At 72.3% G+C, this 13173-nt stretch carries 13 protein-coding genes; 5 read left to right on the forward strand and 8 right to left on the reverse strand.

What is annotated here, in order from left to right:
* Positions 1-110: 110 nt before the first annotated feature.
* Positions 111-710 carry a Uma2 family endonuclease gene (locus ACGFR9_RS07365; RefSeq protein WP_393203796.1) on the forward strand — a complete coding sequence of 200 codons (600 nt, stop codon included), beginning with the start codon at positions 111-113 and terminating at the stop codon, positions 708-710.
* On the opposite strand, the gene ACGFR9_RS07370 is transcribed toward ACGFR9_RS07365, so the two are convergent.
* The 5 genes from ACGFR9_RS07370 to ACGFR9_RS07390 all read right to left on the reverse strand — a co-directional run bounded on the left by ACGFR9_RS07370 (position 707) and on the right by ACGFR9_RS07390 (position 5421).
* Positions 707-1210, reverse strand: a complete 504-nt coding sequence (locus tag ACGFR9_RS07370; protein WP_393203798.1) for a DUF3291 domain-containing protein — start codon at positions 1208-1210, stop codon at positions 707-709. The genes ACGFR9_RS07365 and ACGFR9_RS07370 overlap by 4 nt on opposite strands.
* Before the next feature lie 66 nt (positions 1211-1276).
* Complete coding sequence (locus tag ACGFR9_RS07375) at positions 1277-2734, reverse strand: penicillin-binding transpeptidase domain-containing protein (protein WP_393203800.1); 1458 nt, start codon at positions 2732-2734, stop codon at positions 1277-1279.
* Complete coding sequence (locus tag ACGFR9_RS07380) at positions 2731-4092, reverse strand: FtsW/RodA/SpoVE family cell cycle protein (protein ID WP_393203802.1); 1362 nt, start codon at positions 4090-4092, stop codon at positions 2731-2733. Before ACGFR9_RS07380 ends, ACGFR9_RS07375 begins: the two co-directional genes overlap by 4 nt.
* A gap of 43 nt (positions 4093-4135) precedes the next feature.
* Positions 4136-4798 carry an SH3 domain-containing protein gene (locus ACGFR9_RS07385; protein ID WP_393203804.1) on the reverse strand — a complete coding sequence of 221 codons (663 nt, stop codon included), beginning with the start codon at positions 4796-4798 and terminating at the stop codon, positions 4136-4138.
* A gap of 116 nt (positions 4799-4914) precedes the next feature.
* Complete coding sequence (locus ACGFR9_RS07390; RefSeq protein WP_393203806.1) at positions 4915-5421, reverse strand: protein phosphatase; 507 nt, start codon at positions 5419-5421, stop codon at positions 4915-4917.
* Positions 5422-5520: 99 nt separating this feature from the next.
* Here ACGFR9_RS07390 and ACGFR9_RS07395 point away from each other — a divergent pair, with 99 nt between their 5' ends.
* Positions 5521-6324, forward strand: coding sequence for a nuclease-related domain-containing protein (locus tag ACGFR9_RS07395; RefSeq protein ID WP_393203808.1), 804 nt, complete (start codon positions 5521-5523; stop codon positions 6322-6324).
* A gap of 4 nt (positions 6325-6328) precedes the next feature.
* Here ACGFR9_RS07395 and ligD read toward each other — a convergent pair whose 3' ends face one another.
* On the reverse strand, positions 6329-7210 hold the full coding sequence (gene ligD, locus ACGFR9_RS07400) for a non-homologous end-joining DNA ligase (RefSeq protein WP_393203810.1): 882 nt from the start codon (positions 7208-7210) through the stop codon (positions 6329-6331).
* A 65-nt stretch (positions 7211-7275) separates the two neighbouring features.
* Here ligD and ACGFR9_RS07405 point away from each other — a divergent pair, with 65 nt between their 5' ends.
* The gene (locus ACGFR9_RS07405) at positions 7276-8286 is read left to right on the forward strand and encodes a Ku protein (RefSeq protein WP_393203812.1); all 1011 of its coding nucleotides are present in this window, start codon (positions 7276-7278) and stop codon (positions 8284-8286) included.
* A gap of 672 nt (positions 8287-8958) precedes the next feature.
* On the opposite strand, the gene ACGFR9_RS07410 is transcribed toward ACGFR9_RS07405, so the two are convergent.
* Entirely contained in the window at positions 8959-10728 is a 1770-nt protein-coding gene (locus ACGFR9_RS07410) for a beta-ketoacyl-[acyl-carrier-protein] synthase family protein (RefSeq protein ID WP_393203814.1), read from the reverse strand.
* A 361-nt stretch (positions 10729-11089) separates the two neighbouring features.
* Here ACGFR9_RS07410 and ACGFR9_RS07415 point away from each other — a divergent pair, with 361 nt between their 5' ends.
* Both ACGFR9_RS07415 and ACGFR9_RS07420 read left to right on the forward strand, forming a co-directional pair.
* A complete protein-coding gene (locus tag ACGFR9_RS07415; protein WP_030223716.1) occupies positions 11090-11605 on the forward strand; it encodes a SigE family RNA polymerase sigma factor in 516 nt (171 codons plus the stop codon).
* Complete coding sequence (locus ACGFR9_RS07420) at positions 11595-12299, forward strand: hypothetical protein (RefSeq protein WP_393203816.1); 705 nt, start codon at positions 11595-11597, stop codon at positions 12297-12299. The genes ACGFR9_RS07415 and ACGFR9_RS07420 overlap by 11 nt, the downstream gene beginning before the upstream one ends.
* Positions 12300-12314: 15 nt before the next feature.
* Here the strand turns inward: ACGFR9_RS07420 and ACGFR9_RS07425 are convergent, their stop codons facing one another.
* Entirely contained in the window at positions 12315-13142 is an 828-nt protein-coding gene (locus tag ACGFR9_RS07425; RefSeq protein WP_393203818.1) for a hypothetical protein, read from the reverse strand.
* Positions 13143-13173 lie beyond the last annotated feature (31 nt).

Below are 13173 nucleotides of genomic sequence, written 5' to 3' on the forward strand. Positions count from 1 at the left end.
CCACGGGGGCGTCAACACGGCGCCCCACGGTCACCCGGTGGAGCGCAGCATCCGCGATCGGCCTGGGTACGCTGATGGTGTCCGTCAGACTCCGGTACATGGGAGCGATCATGAGCGCCGCACACGACTACGGGCTGGACGACGACTACGAGTGGCCGCGTCCGCCGGTGGGTGGCTGGACGGCGGACGACCTCGACGAGCTTCCCAACCTGCCTCCGCATACGGAGCTGATCGACGGGAGCCTTGTTTTCGTGAGTCCGCAGACCCGTTTCCACTCACGCACCATGTCGCTGTTCGAAGCACGCCTGCGGGAGCAGGTCCCGGATGAGTGGGACGCCATCCGGGAGATGACCATCAAGCTCAACAAGCGCAATCGGCCGGAACCCGACGTGCTGGTGTTTCGCGAGGACGCCGATACCGGTCCGAGGCAGACCTGGTTCCGGCCTGAGGACGTCCTGGTTGTCGTCGAGGTCGTCTCCGACGACTCCGAGGAGCGGGACCGTGAGGTGAAGCCGCGGAAGTACGCAGCCGTGGGTATTCCGCATTACTGGCGCGTCGAGGAGAACGACGGACTCCCCGTGGTCTACGTCTACGAACTCGACACGATGACCAAGTCGTACGTCCCCATGGGCATCTTCCACAACCGCCTCAAACTCACCGTCCCGTTCCCCGTCGACATCGACCTCACGGCCGTCGACCGCCGCCGTTAGACCGAGCAGCCCAGGCCCTCCGGCACCTCCCCGGTGACGGGCTCCGCCCCGCCCGGCGGGAACGAGGTGCGCAGCGTGAAGGCGTACGGCGTCGGCCCGTGGGCGCGCAGGTGCAGGAGGCGGGACTCGGCCTCGGCGACCGTGGGGCGGTGGCCGAGGGGCACCCACCACATCCCCACCATCGCCTCCTCGACCCGCTCGAACCACTCCCTGCGCCGCGCCAGCATCTCCCGGTGGCGGCCCTGGTACATGAACGCCGTCAGGGCATCGGTGTCCCGCCACACCGACATGTTGACGATCAGCCAGGAGTCGTCGAAGACGGCGATGTCCGTCGCGTCACCGCTCTCGCTCTCCAGACGCCAGACGAAGCCGTCGGCGGCGTCGGCGTCCGCGTTCACCGGGTCGAGACCGTCGACGAAGTCCTTCAACTGCGGGGAGTCCAACGGGGCTTTGAGGCGGGCGATGTTCACCTGGGCGAGTTCGTACGCGGTGTCGGTCATGTACCGGACGGTAGGTCGGGAATGCAGCGCTCCGGCACCCCCGTCTCATCAAGTGAGCTTTTCCTTCTACGAGTTCAGCACCGCCTCCATCACCGCCCGCGCGATCGGCGCCGCCGTGCCGCCCCCGCTGATCTCCCTCCGGTTCGCCGCCGCGTCCTCGACCACCACCGCCACCGCCACCTTGGCCTCCAGATCCTCCCCGCCCCGAGCCCAGGAGATGAACCAGGCGTACGGCGTACCGGAATTGCCCAGGCCGTGCTGGGCGGTGCCGGTCTTGCCGCCGACGATCGCGCCGGGGATCGCCGCCTTCTTGCCGGTGCCGTCCTCCACCACGCCCCGCATCAGCTCCCGCAGCCGCGACGCCGTCGCCGGATACATGGCCCGCCGTACCGAACGGGAGCCCGCCGTAGACACCGTGCCCCCGCCCGCCCGGGTGGTCCGCTCCACCAGATACGGCGCCCGCACCTGACCGCCGCTCGCCACGGCCGCCGCCACCATCGCCATCTGCAGCGGGGTCGCCCGGGTGTTGTACTGCCCGATCGACGACAGCGCGAGCTGTGCCCGGTCCACCGAGGTGTCGAAGGTGCTGGGCGCCACCCGGAACGGAATCCGTACATCGGCGTCGTTGAAGCCGAAGCTCTCGGCCGCCGCCCGCATCCCCGCCACGCCCGTCGTCACGCCCAGCTTGGCGAACACCGTGTTGCAGGACCAGACGAACGCCTCCCGCACCGAGGCGTCCGCACAGCCCTCGGAACCGTTGGTCAGCCGGGTCCTCGTCCCCGGCAGGGTGTAGGGGTCGGGGGAGTCGGTCGCCTTGTCCAGGTTCCGCACCACACCGGCGTCCAGCGCCGCCGCCGCCGTGACCACCTTGAACGTCGACCCCGGCGGATACGTCCGCTGCGCCGCACGGTTCAGCATCGGCCGGTCCGGATCGGCGTTCAGCCGCGCCCAGGCGTCCCGCGCCGTCGCCCCGTTCCCGGACAGCAGCGCGGGATCGTACGACGGCACCGACACCAGCGCCAGGATCCGCCCGGTCGACGGTTCCACCGCCGCCACCGCCCCCTTCCGCGAGCGCAGTCCCTCGTAAGCCGCCCGCTGCGCCGCCGGATCGATCGTCGTCACCACATGGCCGCCCGCGTTGTGGCCGCGAGTGAACTCGTTCCACAGCGGCAGCGGCGCGAGCACCGGGGCGGCCCCGGACAGCAGCCCGTCCTCCGTGTGCTCCAGCAGCGTCGTGCCGTACTCCTGCGAGGCGAACCCGGTCACCGGCGCGTACAACGGCCCGTCCCGGTAGGTCCGTTCATAGCGAAGATGCTCCCCGGTGTCCCGTGACCCGGTGACCGGCCGGCCGTCCACCAGGATGTCCCCGCGCGGCTGCTGATAACGGGCGATGGCATCCCGGCGGTTGGCGGGATTGCTGTCGTAGGCGTCGGCCCGCAGCACCTGCACCCGGGTGGCGTTCACCAGCAGCGCCACCAGGAGCAACGCGCAGAACAGCGCCGCGTGCCGGATGTTGCGGCTCACCGGGCGGCACCCCCGCCGCCCTGCCGCCGGGCCGAGTCGCTCAGCCGGACCAGCAGCGCCACGATCGCCCAGTTGGTCACCACCGACGAGCCGCCCTGCGCCAGGAACGGCATAGCCATCCCGGTCAGCGGGATCAGCCCGGTCACCCCGCCCGCGATCACGAACACCTGGAGCGCCACGAGCGAGGCGAGCCCCACGGCGAGCAGCCGCCCGAACGGGTCCCGCAGGGCGAGCCCCGCCCGGTAGCCGCGCTCCACCAGCAGCCCGTACAGCAGGAAGATCGCGGACAGCCCGGCGAGCCCCAGTTCCTCACCGGCCGTGGCCAGGATGAAGTCGGATTTGACCGCGAACCCGATCAGTACCGAGTGCCCGAGCCCGAGCCCGGTGCCGAGCGTCCCGCCCTCCGCGAACGCGAACAGGGACTGGGCGATCTGGTTCGGGCCCTCGCCCGCCTCGATGGACGCGAACGGGTGCAGCCACGTCTCGATCCGGTGGTGCACATGCGGCTCCAGCCGGCCCACCGCCACCGCCCCCAGCGAGGCCAGCAGCAGACCGATGGCGATCCAGCCGGTGCGGCCGGTGGCGACGTACAGCAGCACCACGAACAGGCCGAAGAACAGCAGCGAGGTGCCGAGGTCCCGCTCCAGCACCAGCACGCCCACACTGACCAGCCACACGGCGACGATCGGGCCGAGCACCCGCCCGGTGGGCAGTCGCAGCCGCCACACGCGACGGCTCGCGTAGGTGAGGGCGCCCCGGTTCGCGGCCAGGTACGCGGCGAAGAAGACCGCCAGCAGCACCTTCGCGAACTCCCCCGGCTGGATGGAGAATCCGGCGACCCGGATCCAGATCCGCGCCCCGTTCACCGCCGGGAAGAGGATCGGCACCGTCAGCAGCACCAGCGCGACGGTGACACAGACGTACGCGTAGTCCTGGAGCACCCGGTGGTCGCGCAGCACGAGTACGACGCCGATGAACAGCGCCACACCCAGCGTCGACCAGATCAGCTGCGCCGGGGCCGCCGGATGCCCCGGTGTCTCCAGGTCGAGCCGGTAGATCAGCACCAGACCGAGCCCGTTGAGCAGCACCCCGATGGGCAGCAGCACCGGATCGGCGGCCGGGGCACGCCAGCGCACCGCCAGATGGGCGACCAGTGCGAGCACACCGAGCCCGGCGCCGTAACCGGCGGCGCCGGGCGGGATGGTGCCGTTCCTGGCGAGGCCGACGGCGCAGTAGCCGTACACCGACAGCAGAACGGCCAGGACGATCAGGGCGAGTTCGACGCCACGGCGTCCGGTGAGACGGACCGCGGGTGCGGGCGGATCAGCCGTCGGAAGGGTGATACCGGCCTTGCTCATGTCCGGAACTTACCCACATGGGATGGCTTGCGTGCCGGACTCATCAGCACCAGCGTGGCGCGGGACCGATGTTGTCGATGTGGGCGGCAGGACCCCAGGCCCAGGTGCCGTCCGTGAGCAGGTACCAGAGGGGATTGCCCTTCACCTTGTCGCCCGGGACCTTGCAGAAGATCGAGACGACATCCCCCTTGTGGACGTACCGGATGACCTGCGAACCACGGTTCGGGGCAGTGCGCAGGGCGAGCGACTTCACGGTGACGCGGCCCCTGTACTGGCCCTGGTCGCCGTGGTGGCCGCCGGCCTGGCCGGTGCCGCTTTCGTGATTGCCGTTGCCGCCCTGGTCGGAGCCGGTGTGGTGACCGCTGTCGCCGTTGCCGCCGCCGCTCTGCTGACCGCTGTCGCCGTTGCCGCCGCCGCTCTGCTGACCGCTGTCGCCGTTGCCGCCGCCGCTCTGCTGGCCGCTGTCGCCCTGCTGGTGGCCGCTGCCGGACTGCTGTTGCCCGTTGCCGCTCTGCTGACCGGAGTCACCGTGGTCGTCGCCGCTCTGCTGGCTCCAGTTCCCCTGTCCGCTGCCCTGTCCGCTGCCCTGGGCGGGGTCGTCGGCGGCGACGGCGGGAGTGACGGCGGTCGCGATCGCGAGAGCCCCGGCGGCCAGCACTATGGGCAGACGGCGGGTGAGCGGCGGGCGCGGGGGACGCAGGGACATGGCGGTACCTCCACATGCGGGAGAACGGGCTGAAGCTGACTTATCGCCACACTAGGAGCGGCCCTCCGCACTCGCCCGCCCTGCTGCGCCATCGGGGACGGCGCCACCCGCTCCGCCTATTCCGTCAGCTCCTCCAGCAGCCGCGCCGTCGGCAGCCCCGCCCGGAGGTAGTCCACGAACAGATCGTTGTGCAGCGCCCAGGACGAGCGGCGGGAACGGACCAGCCGGATCGCGGCCTCGGCGGTCCTGCCCTGCCGTATCAGCGCGTGCGCGACCACCAGACCCGAACGGTTGTACCCGTGGTAACAGCGCACGAGGACCGTACGGCCGCCGTCCAGCGCCTCGCACGCCGCCTCCGCCAGCCGGATCACCCCCGCGAGCTGCGTCCCGTCCAGCGGCCCGTCCGGAACCGGCCACACATGGTGCTCGACCCCGGGGTCCGGCCCGTGTCCGGGCAGCCGCAGCAGCGTCTGTACGAGATCGAACTGCCGGTGCACCACGGCGAACTCCAGCTGCCCGGAACGGCCCCGGAACTCGTGCCCGCCCATCCACAGGCCCGGCACGATCTCGTTCCACGGACTGTCCGGAGCCGGTACGTCGGGTTCATTCCCGCGGGTACGCAACGACGCCTCCCCACCCTGACCGCCCAACTCCTCCCAAAGGTATCCGGCTTCTTGCCCCCGGAGCACCCGCCTGTTCCCATGGACATGGGGTGATGGTGCATGGACGGACTGCGCGTCGTACCGACCTACCGCCACGGCCGCGAACGGCTGTACGTCTGCCTCCCGGACGGCAGGAACCTCGCCTGGTACGACCGTGAGAGCGCCAGGGTGAACCTGCTCGGCGGCGACCACGAGGAGGACGTCCTCACCGCCCTGGGCCCCTTCCTCACCGGCCCGGTCCAGGTCGGCCCGCCCCCGGTCCCCACCCCCGCCGACCTGGCACGTCTCGCCCTGCACCCCGACGACGACCTCGCGCCGAACCGCCCCGGCGAGGCACTCCTGGTCGCCCTCGACCGCGAGCCCGCCCCGGCCCGCCGCCTGCGCCCCGACCCGCGCCGCAGGGCGCTCACCGCGGAGCGGACGGTCGGCGCCGCCCTGGACCGTATGGACGGCGCCGGCTGGCACACCCTGCACTCGATCCCGCTTCCCGGCGGCGACCGCGTCCACCATCTGCTGATCGGCCCCGGCGGACTGTACGCCGTACACGCCGTGTACGCCCACAAGCAGCGCGTCACGGTCACCGACCCCCGGGTCGCCCTGGGCCGGCACGCCCCTCGGCCGCTGCTGCGCCGCGTACGGTCCGACGCCGGCCGTGCCTCGTACGCCCTGACGGCCGAGGTCCGTCCCGTGCTCGTGCTGGTCGGCGCGGCCCGGTTGAGCTGCCCCGTCCCGCCACGCGAGGTGCGCGTCCTCACCGAGGCCGGCCTGGACCGCCTGACCGGCGGGGGCGGGGTCCTGAAACCGGCCGACGTGGAGGCCCTGCACGCCGTCGCCCGCGACCGGAACACCTGGGCGCGGCTGTGAGGGCTCACGGCAGAGCGGCGGCGTCCCCGTGGTCCAGGAGCGGGGCCAGCAGATCGCCGTAGTCCCGCACCCGCGGCCCGATGTCCGGCGCCCCGAACGCCATCAGCTCCGGCGCCCGGCACGCCTCGACCTCCTCCCAGGTCACCGGCGCCGAGACCAGCGGCTCGGCCCGCGCCCGCAGCGTGTACGGGGTGGCCGTGGTCTTCCGGGCCGCGTTCTGGCTCCAGTCGACGAACACCTTCCCCGGCCGCAGGCTCCGGGTCATCCGGTGCAGCGCCAGTCCCGGCAGGGCCTTCTCCGCCTCCACCGCCAGCTCCTTGGCGTACTCCGACACCCGATCGGAGGAAGCGCCCCGCACCGCCGCCAGCAGATGCAGCCCCTTCGACCCGGACGTCTTCGCGTACGCCCCGATCCCGTCCGCCGCCAGCCGCTCCCGCAGCCACAGCGCGACCTCGCAGCACTGCACGACCGTCGCGGGCGCGCCCGGGTCGAGGTCGAACACGATCCGGTCGGCCTGCCCGGGGTCGCCGATCAGCCACTGGTGGGTGTGGAACTCGGTGACCAGGTTCGCCGCCCACATCAGGCTCGGCAGATCCTGCACCAGCACCATCCGGGCCGGCCCCTCGCTCCTCGGCACCTCGGCGGTGGTGACCCAGTCGGGGGTGCCCGGCGGCACGTTCTTGGTGAAGAACACCTGGCCGTCGGGTCCGTCCGGATACCGCAGGAAGGACACCGGCCGGTCCCGCAGATGCGGCAGCAGTACGTCGGCGACGGTCGCGTAGTAGTGCAGCACCTCCGCCTTGGTGAACCCGGTGGCGGGGTACAGCACCTTCTCCAGATTGCTGAGCGCGAGCCGTCGCCCCTCCACCTCGGTGATAGGCGCCATACGATGAGAATCGCACGCGAACCGTGACAAAAGCCTCCGACGGTGATCGGCGGACGACCGGAAAGGTGCTGCACGTGAGATCCATCTGGAACGGCGCGATCTCTTTCGGCCTGGTCAGCATCCCGATCAAGCTCGTGAACGCCACCGAGAACCACTCGATCTCCTTCCGCCAGATCCACACCGAGGACGGCGGGCGGATCCGGTACCGCAAGTTCTGCGAGCTGGAGGACCGCGAGGTCACCGGGCAGGAGATCGGCAAGGGGTACGAGGACGCGGACGGCACGATCATCCCGATCACCGACGACGATCTGTCGAGCCTGCCGATCCCGACCGCCCGGACGATCGAGATCGTCGCCTTCGTCCCCGAGGACCGGATCGACCCGCTCCAGATGGACGCGGCGTACTACCTCGCGGCGGGCGGGGCGCCGGCCGCCAAGCCGTACACGCTGCTGCGCGAGGCACTGAAGCGGAGCAACAAGGTGGCCATCGCGAAGTTCGCGCTGCGGGGCAAGGAGCGGCTGGGCATGCTCCGGGTGGTCGGTGACGCGATCGCCATGCACGGGCTGCTGTGGCCGGACGAGGTCCGCGCGCCGGAGGGGGTGGCGCCCGACACCGACGTCACCGTGCGGGACCAGGAGCTGGACCTCGCGGACGCGCTGATGGACACGCTGGGCGAGGTCGACCTGGAGGACCTGCACGACGAGTACCGGGAGGCGGTGGAGGAGGTCATCGCCGCGAAGGCCTCCGGCGAGGCGCCACCGGAGTCCGCGGCCCCGGAGCGGGGCGGCAAGGTCCTGGACCTGATGGCGGCGCTGGAGAACAGCGTCCGCGCGGCCCGCGAATCCCGGGGCGAGGAGGCCGAGGTCAAGCCTCTGCCCCAGCGCAAGACGTCCCGTTCGACCCCGAAGACGACGGGCGGCAGGAAGTCGACGTCGACGGCCAAGAAGAAGACGGCCTCCTCGCCCCGCAAGTCCACGTCGAAGACCGCCCAGCCGGAGAAGAAGCCGACGGCGAAGAAGTCGCCCGCGAAGAAGAGCACGGCAAAGAAGAGCACCCCCCGCAAACGCTCGGCCTGACTCCCCGGTCGGCGCCGTGCGCGGACACAGGGGCCCTGCACCAGCGTCGTACGCACCCCCCGTGGGTGTGGCCCGGTGGGTGCTCGCGCGGTCCGGCGCCTACGGGGTGCCGTCGCGCCCACCCGTGCCGCCCCAGCGGCACGACTGCCCGCGGCTGGGGGCGGGTGCGGAGGCGTGCGGCACGGCTGTCGGCGGCTGGGGGTGGGGTGCGGAGGCGTGCGGCACGGCCGTCGGCGGCTGGGGGTGGGGTGCGGAGGCGTGCGGCACGGCTGTCCGCGGCTGGCGGAGGGTGCGGCAGCGGCTGTCCGCGGCTGGCGGAGGGTGCGGCAGCGGCTGTCCGCGGCTGGCGGAGGGTGCGGCAGCGGTTGCCCGTGGGGTGTGAAGGCGTGCGGCGGTGGGCCGCAGGCGCATGCCGGGCGCAGCCATGTGCTGCGGTCGGCGGGACACAGGCGTGCCAGCCCGAGGACGGCCACCCCCGTCGCGGCCCCGACCCACCCACCGGCCCTGGGCGCATGCCCACGGCGCCGCAGGTGCCCGCCCACCCGGCTGTGGGCGCAGCCGTACGCCACCCGCGCCCCCGCCTGGCTGTGGGCAGTCGTTCCGCAGGGCGGAACGGGTGGGCACAGCCACCGACGCCGGCAACCCCTTGCCGCGCCGGTACCCGTCCGCCCCCTACGCCACCCGTCGAAGCGCCAGCACCGCGTTGTGCCCCCCGAACCCGAACGAGTTGCTCAGCACCAGATCGCCGTCCGACGGCAACACCCGAGGCTCACCCCGGACCACGTCCAGATCCACCGCCGCGTCGACCTCCCCGCACCCCACCGTGGGAGGCACCACCCCGTGGTGGAGGGTGAGCACCGCCGCCACCGCCTCCACCCCGCCCGCGGCCCCCTGCAGATGCCCCAGATGCCCCTTCAGCGCCGTCACCGGCACATCCCGCCGCCCCAGCACCCCCCGCACCGCCCGGGCCTCCGCGAGATCCCCGTCCACCGTCGCCGTCGCATGCGCGTTGACATGAACGACATCCGCGACCCGGCCCCCCGCGTCCCGCACCGCCCGCCGCAACGCCAGCGCGATCCCGTCCCCCGACGGATCCGGCGCGGCCACATGGTGGGCGTCGGCCGACAGCCCCCACCCCGCCGCCTCGCAGTAGATCCGAGCCCCACGGGCAAGCGCGTGCTCCTCGGACTCCAGCACCAGCACCCCCGCCCCCTCCCCGTTCACGAACCCGTCCCGGTCCTTCGCGAACGGATGCGACGGCGACCCCGCGGCAGGATCCCCCGCCGCCAGCGCCCGCATCGCCGCGAACGACGCCATGATCGCCGGCGTGACGACCGCCTCCGCCCCGCCCGCGAGGGCGACGTCGACCCGGCCGTACCGGATCCGGTCCACGGCCTGCCCGATCGCCTCGGTCCCGGACGCGCACGCACTGGTCACGGTGCGCGCCTCACCGGTGATGTGCAGGTCCAGCGAGACCTGCGAGGCCGCCTGCGAGGGCACGGTCATCGGCGTGGTGAGCGGTGACACACCGCGCGCTCCCCGGTCCCGCAGCCTCCGGTCCCCGCCGACCAGCACCGACGCGTCCCCGAGGATGGCGCCGAGGCTGACCCCGACCCGTTCCGGATCGAGCCCGCTCTCGCGTGTACCGCCGTCCGCGTACCCCGCGTCCGCCCACGCCTCCCGCGCCGCCAGCACGGCGAACTGCGCGGCCCGGTTCATCCGCCGCGCCGCCTGCCGGGGCAGCAGCCCGGCCGGGTCCACCGGCACGGTCCCGGCGATCCGCACCGGCAGGCCGTCGAACTCCTGGTCCGCCAACTCCCGTATGCCGTGCCGCCCTTCGAGCAGCCCCTGCCACAACTCGCCCGTGCCGACCCCCAGCGGCGTGACCGCACCGAGCCCGGTGACGACCACCCGCCGCGCCCCGGCGGCCTCGGCCGCCCGCACGGGCCGCGGCTCATGCCGTACGAGAACGCCGTCCCGGTCCGCTTCCGCGGCCCACCGCCGTACGTCGGCGTCGTCCGCCGACGCGGCCGAGGGCGACCCCTCGGCCGCCCAGGCGCCCCACCGGCGCACATACGCCACCTCACCCGCCTCCGGGTCCACGGCCCGCAGCGTGTGCACCCGGTCCCCGTCGCGGAACTCCACGTCGTCCAGGGCCGGCGAGCTCACGCATGGAACCGTGTCCACGTCCATCCGCCGCCCGGCGACCGTCACCCGCTGCTCGCGCCGCAGCGTCTCCTCACGGTCCACCCCGCCCAACGGCGGACGCAGCGTGACCTGGATCACCTCCGGACCCACGGGCAGGGTGTGCGTCACGACATGCCACCGGCGCCCCGCCACGTCCTCCCGGGACAGGGCGAGCAGATCACCGGGAACGACCTCGGCGGCGCCGACCGCGTACGGACGTATGGGTACTTCAGGCGTTTCGGGGGAGTGGGTCATGGCCGCACATGCTCTCTTTGAGACGAACTGTCGTACTGGTAACGGATACGAGTGTTCTGTACGCATTGCGAACGAGCCATTGTTGAATCCCGTCCATGTCCGTTTTGCCACGTTCTACCAGACGGGTGACGCGAGACACACCGCACAACTCCCGAGCGCCCCGGCCGGGTTGCCTCGACATGACCGGCATGTGGGAAGCGTCACGCCGCGAACCACCGCCACACCCCCGCCCGACGGATCCCGGCACCCGCGTTCGGCGTCTTCTCACCGGGGTGTGCTTCGATGAGCCCGACCTGCGAAACCTGAACACGCGGCGGGGACGGCCGGGTTGCACGGGAAATCCGAGACACCGGTGGAGGGCATGACCGAGGAAGAGTTCGACGCTTTCTACGCGGCCGCGTTCCCCCGCCTGACCGGGCAGTTGTACACCTTCACCGGGGACCTCGGCGAAGCGCAGGACGTTGTCCAGGAGGCGTTCGTACGGGCCTGGGACCGCCGCCAGAAGCTGCTCGCCGACGAGGCGCCCGAGGCGTGGATACGCACCGTGGCCATGCGGCTCGCCGTGAGCCGCTGGCGGCGCGCGAAGCGCTGGCTGGAACTGGTGCGGCACACCCCGCCCCCGGAGAACACGCCCGGCCCGGACCCCGACCGCACCGCCCTCGTCGCCGCGCTGCGCCAACTCCCGGAGCATCAGCGCATGGCCGTAGTCCTTCACCATCTGTGCGACCTCAGTGTCGAACAGGTAGCCTCCGAGACCGGCGCACCCGTGGGTACGGTCAAGGCGAGGCTGTCCCGCGGACGGGCGGCACTGGCCAGACAGCTGGCGGTGGACGAGGCCGAGGAGCCGGCCTGGAGGGAGGGCGGCCGTGTCGGATGAACTCGCTGGAGCCTTGCGCGAGTTGGCCGCGCAGCACGAGACCCCGCCGCGCGTCGGCGGCGCGGAGGTCCGCGAACGGGCCAGGCGCCGCTCGCGCCGCCGCAGGGCGACCGCCGCGCTGGCCTCGACGGCCACGGCCGCGAGCGTGTTCGCGGCCGTCGCGTTCACCCTGGACACCGAGCCACCCGCACGGAAACACCGCACCCCCGCCACGGCGTCGACCCTCCACGCCCCGGCACCGGACACGGCGACCCCCGAGCCCGCCTCCACCACCGGCGTACTGGACCTGAACCGGCACACCCTCACGGTCGACAAGCGCGTCATCCGGATCGACTCGCACACCTTCCCCCGCTTCCGGTCCGGCAGCCGGATGACGGTGGTCACCAAGGCCGGCCTCAAACTGCTGCCCCTGGAGGACGGCGCCGAGTACGGCGGCGAGGTCAAGGTCCCGTACCTGGTGGAGCTGCGCACCCCCGACCGGGAGCCGGTCTACGCGGGCGCCCTCGCCTTCGACACCAAGAAGCTCTCCGTGCTCGACGCCGAATCCTGCTGGCTGGACATGAGCACCAAGGACGCCGAGTGGTTCTACGCCCGGGCACGAGTGGGCGACGGCATCGAGATCACGTCGACCGTCTCCGCGACGACCCCGGGAGCGGCGGCCACCGCCCCGACACGGGCGGGGACGGTGCCCTGACCCCGCGGACACCGGTCAGGCCGGCTGGTCCTTCGCCCACCACAGGAACGCGGCCGCGTGCTGCTGATTGGCGAACCCCTCGCCGGCCAGCGAACGCAGCAGGTCGTTGCTCCACAGGACGAGCCGGCCCAGCGTCCAGTCGACCGACTCCGGCGCCGGGAGCTCGAGGCCGTACACCTGCCGCGCGATCTCGCGCTTGCCGCCCGCCTCCGTCGTGTACTTGAGGATCGTCAGGAACCGTTCGGGCCGCACCACGCACAACACCCGGGTGAGCAGCGCCTCTTTGAACCCGGTCATGGCGAACGGGACAGCCCCGGCCAGGAGTTGGTGCAGACGGTCTCCGAGCGGAATGTCCTCGGGCCCGTACAGGAGGTACGCGATCGTCTCCCGGGTCGCCTCCCCTGCCGCCGCGTCCCCCATGGCGTTCCAGGCGGAGTTGAAGGTGGCCTGGTTGCCGGGGCGGGCGCCGATCTCGGAGTTGGCGAAGTCCTTCAGCCGCCGCGGATCACAGGTGCGCAACCCGTCGGGGGAGAAGATCTCCTGGTACTCCGCCCAGTACGCCGCGACCCGGGGATCGAAGTCCGGCCGTGCGGCGAGGTATTGCTCCTTGAGCCGGTCCAGACGGCGCAGCCGCCCGGGTTCGACCTCCTCGGCCCTCGGGAAGCGCGCGGCGAGCTCGTCGAACGAGCGCGGCACCCGCTCCCCCCGCGGAGCGGCGGCGGGCGCCGCGTCCTCCCACTCGTAACCGCACCGATGCCGTACGACCCGCCCGCCGCCCTCCAGGCTCCGGACCACCTCGATGTCCTCGTCGTCACTGCACAGCGGACACATGACCAGTGCCATGCCACCCCCCAACCCCTACGGCGAAGCCCGA

The organism is Streptomyces sp. NPDC048584 (assembly GCF_043199595.1).
Classification (GTDB): domain Bacteria; phylum Actinomycetota; class Actinomycetes; order Streptomycetales; family Streptomycetaceae; genus Streptomyces; species Streptomyces edwardsiae.

What these genes read in the sequence shown, in the direction of transcription:
- ACGFR9_RS07365 (WP_393203796.1), top strand. Translation starts at nt 111, where the DNA reads ATGAGCGCCGCACACGACTACGGGCTGGACGACGACTACGAGTGGCCG.
- ACGFR9_RS07370 (WP_393203798.1), bottom strand. Translation starts at nt 1,210, where the DNA reads ATGACCGACACCGCGTACGAACTCGCCCAGGTGAACATCGCCCGCCTC.
- ACGFR9_RS07380 (WP_393203802.1), bottom strand. Translation starts at nt 4,092, where the DNA reads ATGAGCAAGGCCGGTATCACCCTTCCGACGGCTGATCCGCCCGCACCC.
- ACGFR9_RS07385 (WP_393203804.1), bottom strand. Translation starts at nt 4,798, where the DNA reads ATGTCCCTGCGTCCCCCGCGCCCGCCGCTCACCCGCCGTCTGCCCATA.
- ACGFR9_RS07395 (WP_393203808.1), top strand. Translation starts at nt 5,521, where the DNA reads ATGGACGGACTGCGCGTCGTACCGACCTACCGCCACGGCCGCGAACGG.
- ligD (WP_393203810.1), bottom strand. Translation starts at nt 7,210, where the DNA reads ATGGCGCCTATCACCGAGGTGGAGGGGCGACGGCTCGCGCTCAGCAAT.
- ACGFR9_RS07410 (WP_393203814.1), bottom strand. Translation starts at nt 10,728, where the DNA reads ATGACCCACTCCCCCGAAACGCCTGAAGTACCCATACGTCCGTACGCG.
- ACGFR9_RS07415 (WP_030223716.1), top strand. Translation starts at nt 11,090, where the DNA reads ATGACCGAGGAAGAGTTCGACGCTTTCTACGCGGCCGCGTTCCCCCGC.
- ACGFR9_RS07425 (WP_393203818.1), bottom strand. Translation starts at nt 13,142, where the DNA reads ATGGCACTGGTCATGTGTCCGCTGTGCAGTGACGACGAGGACATCGAG.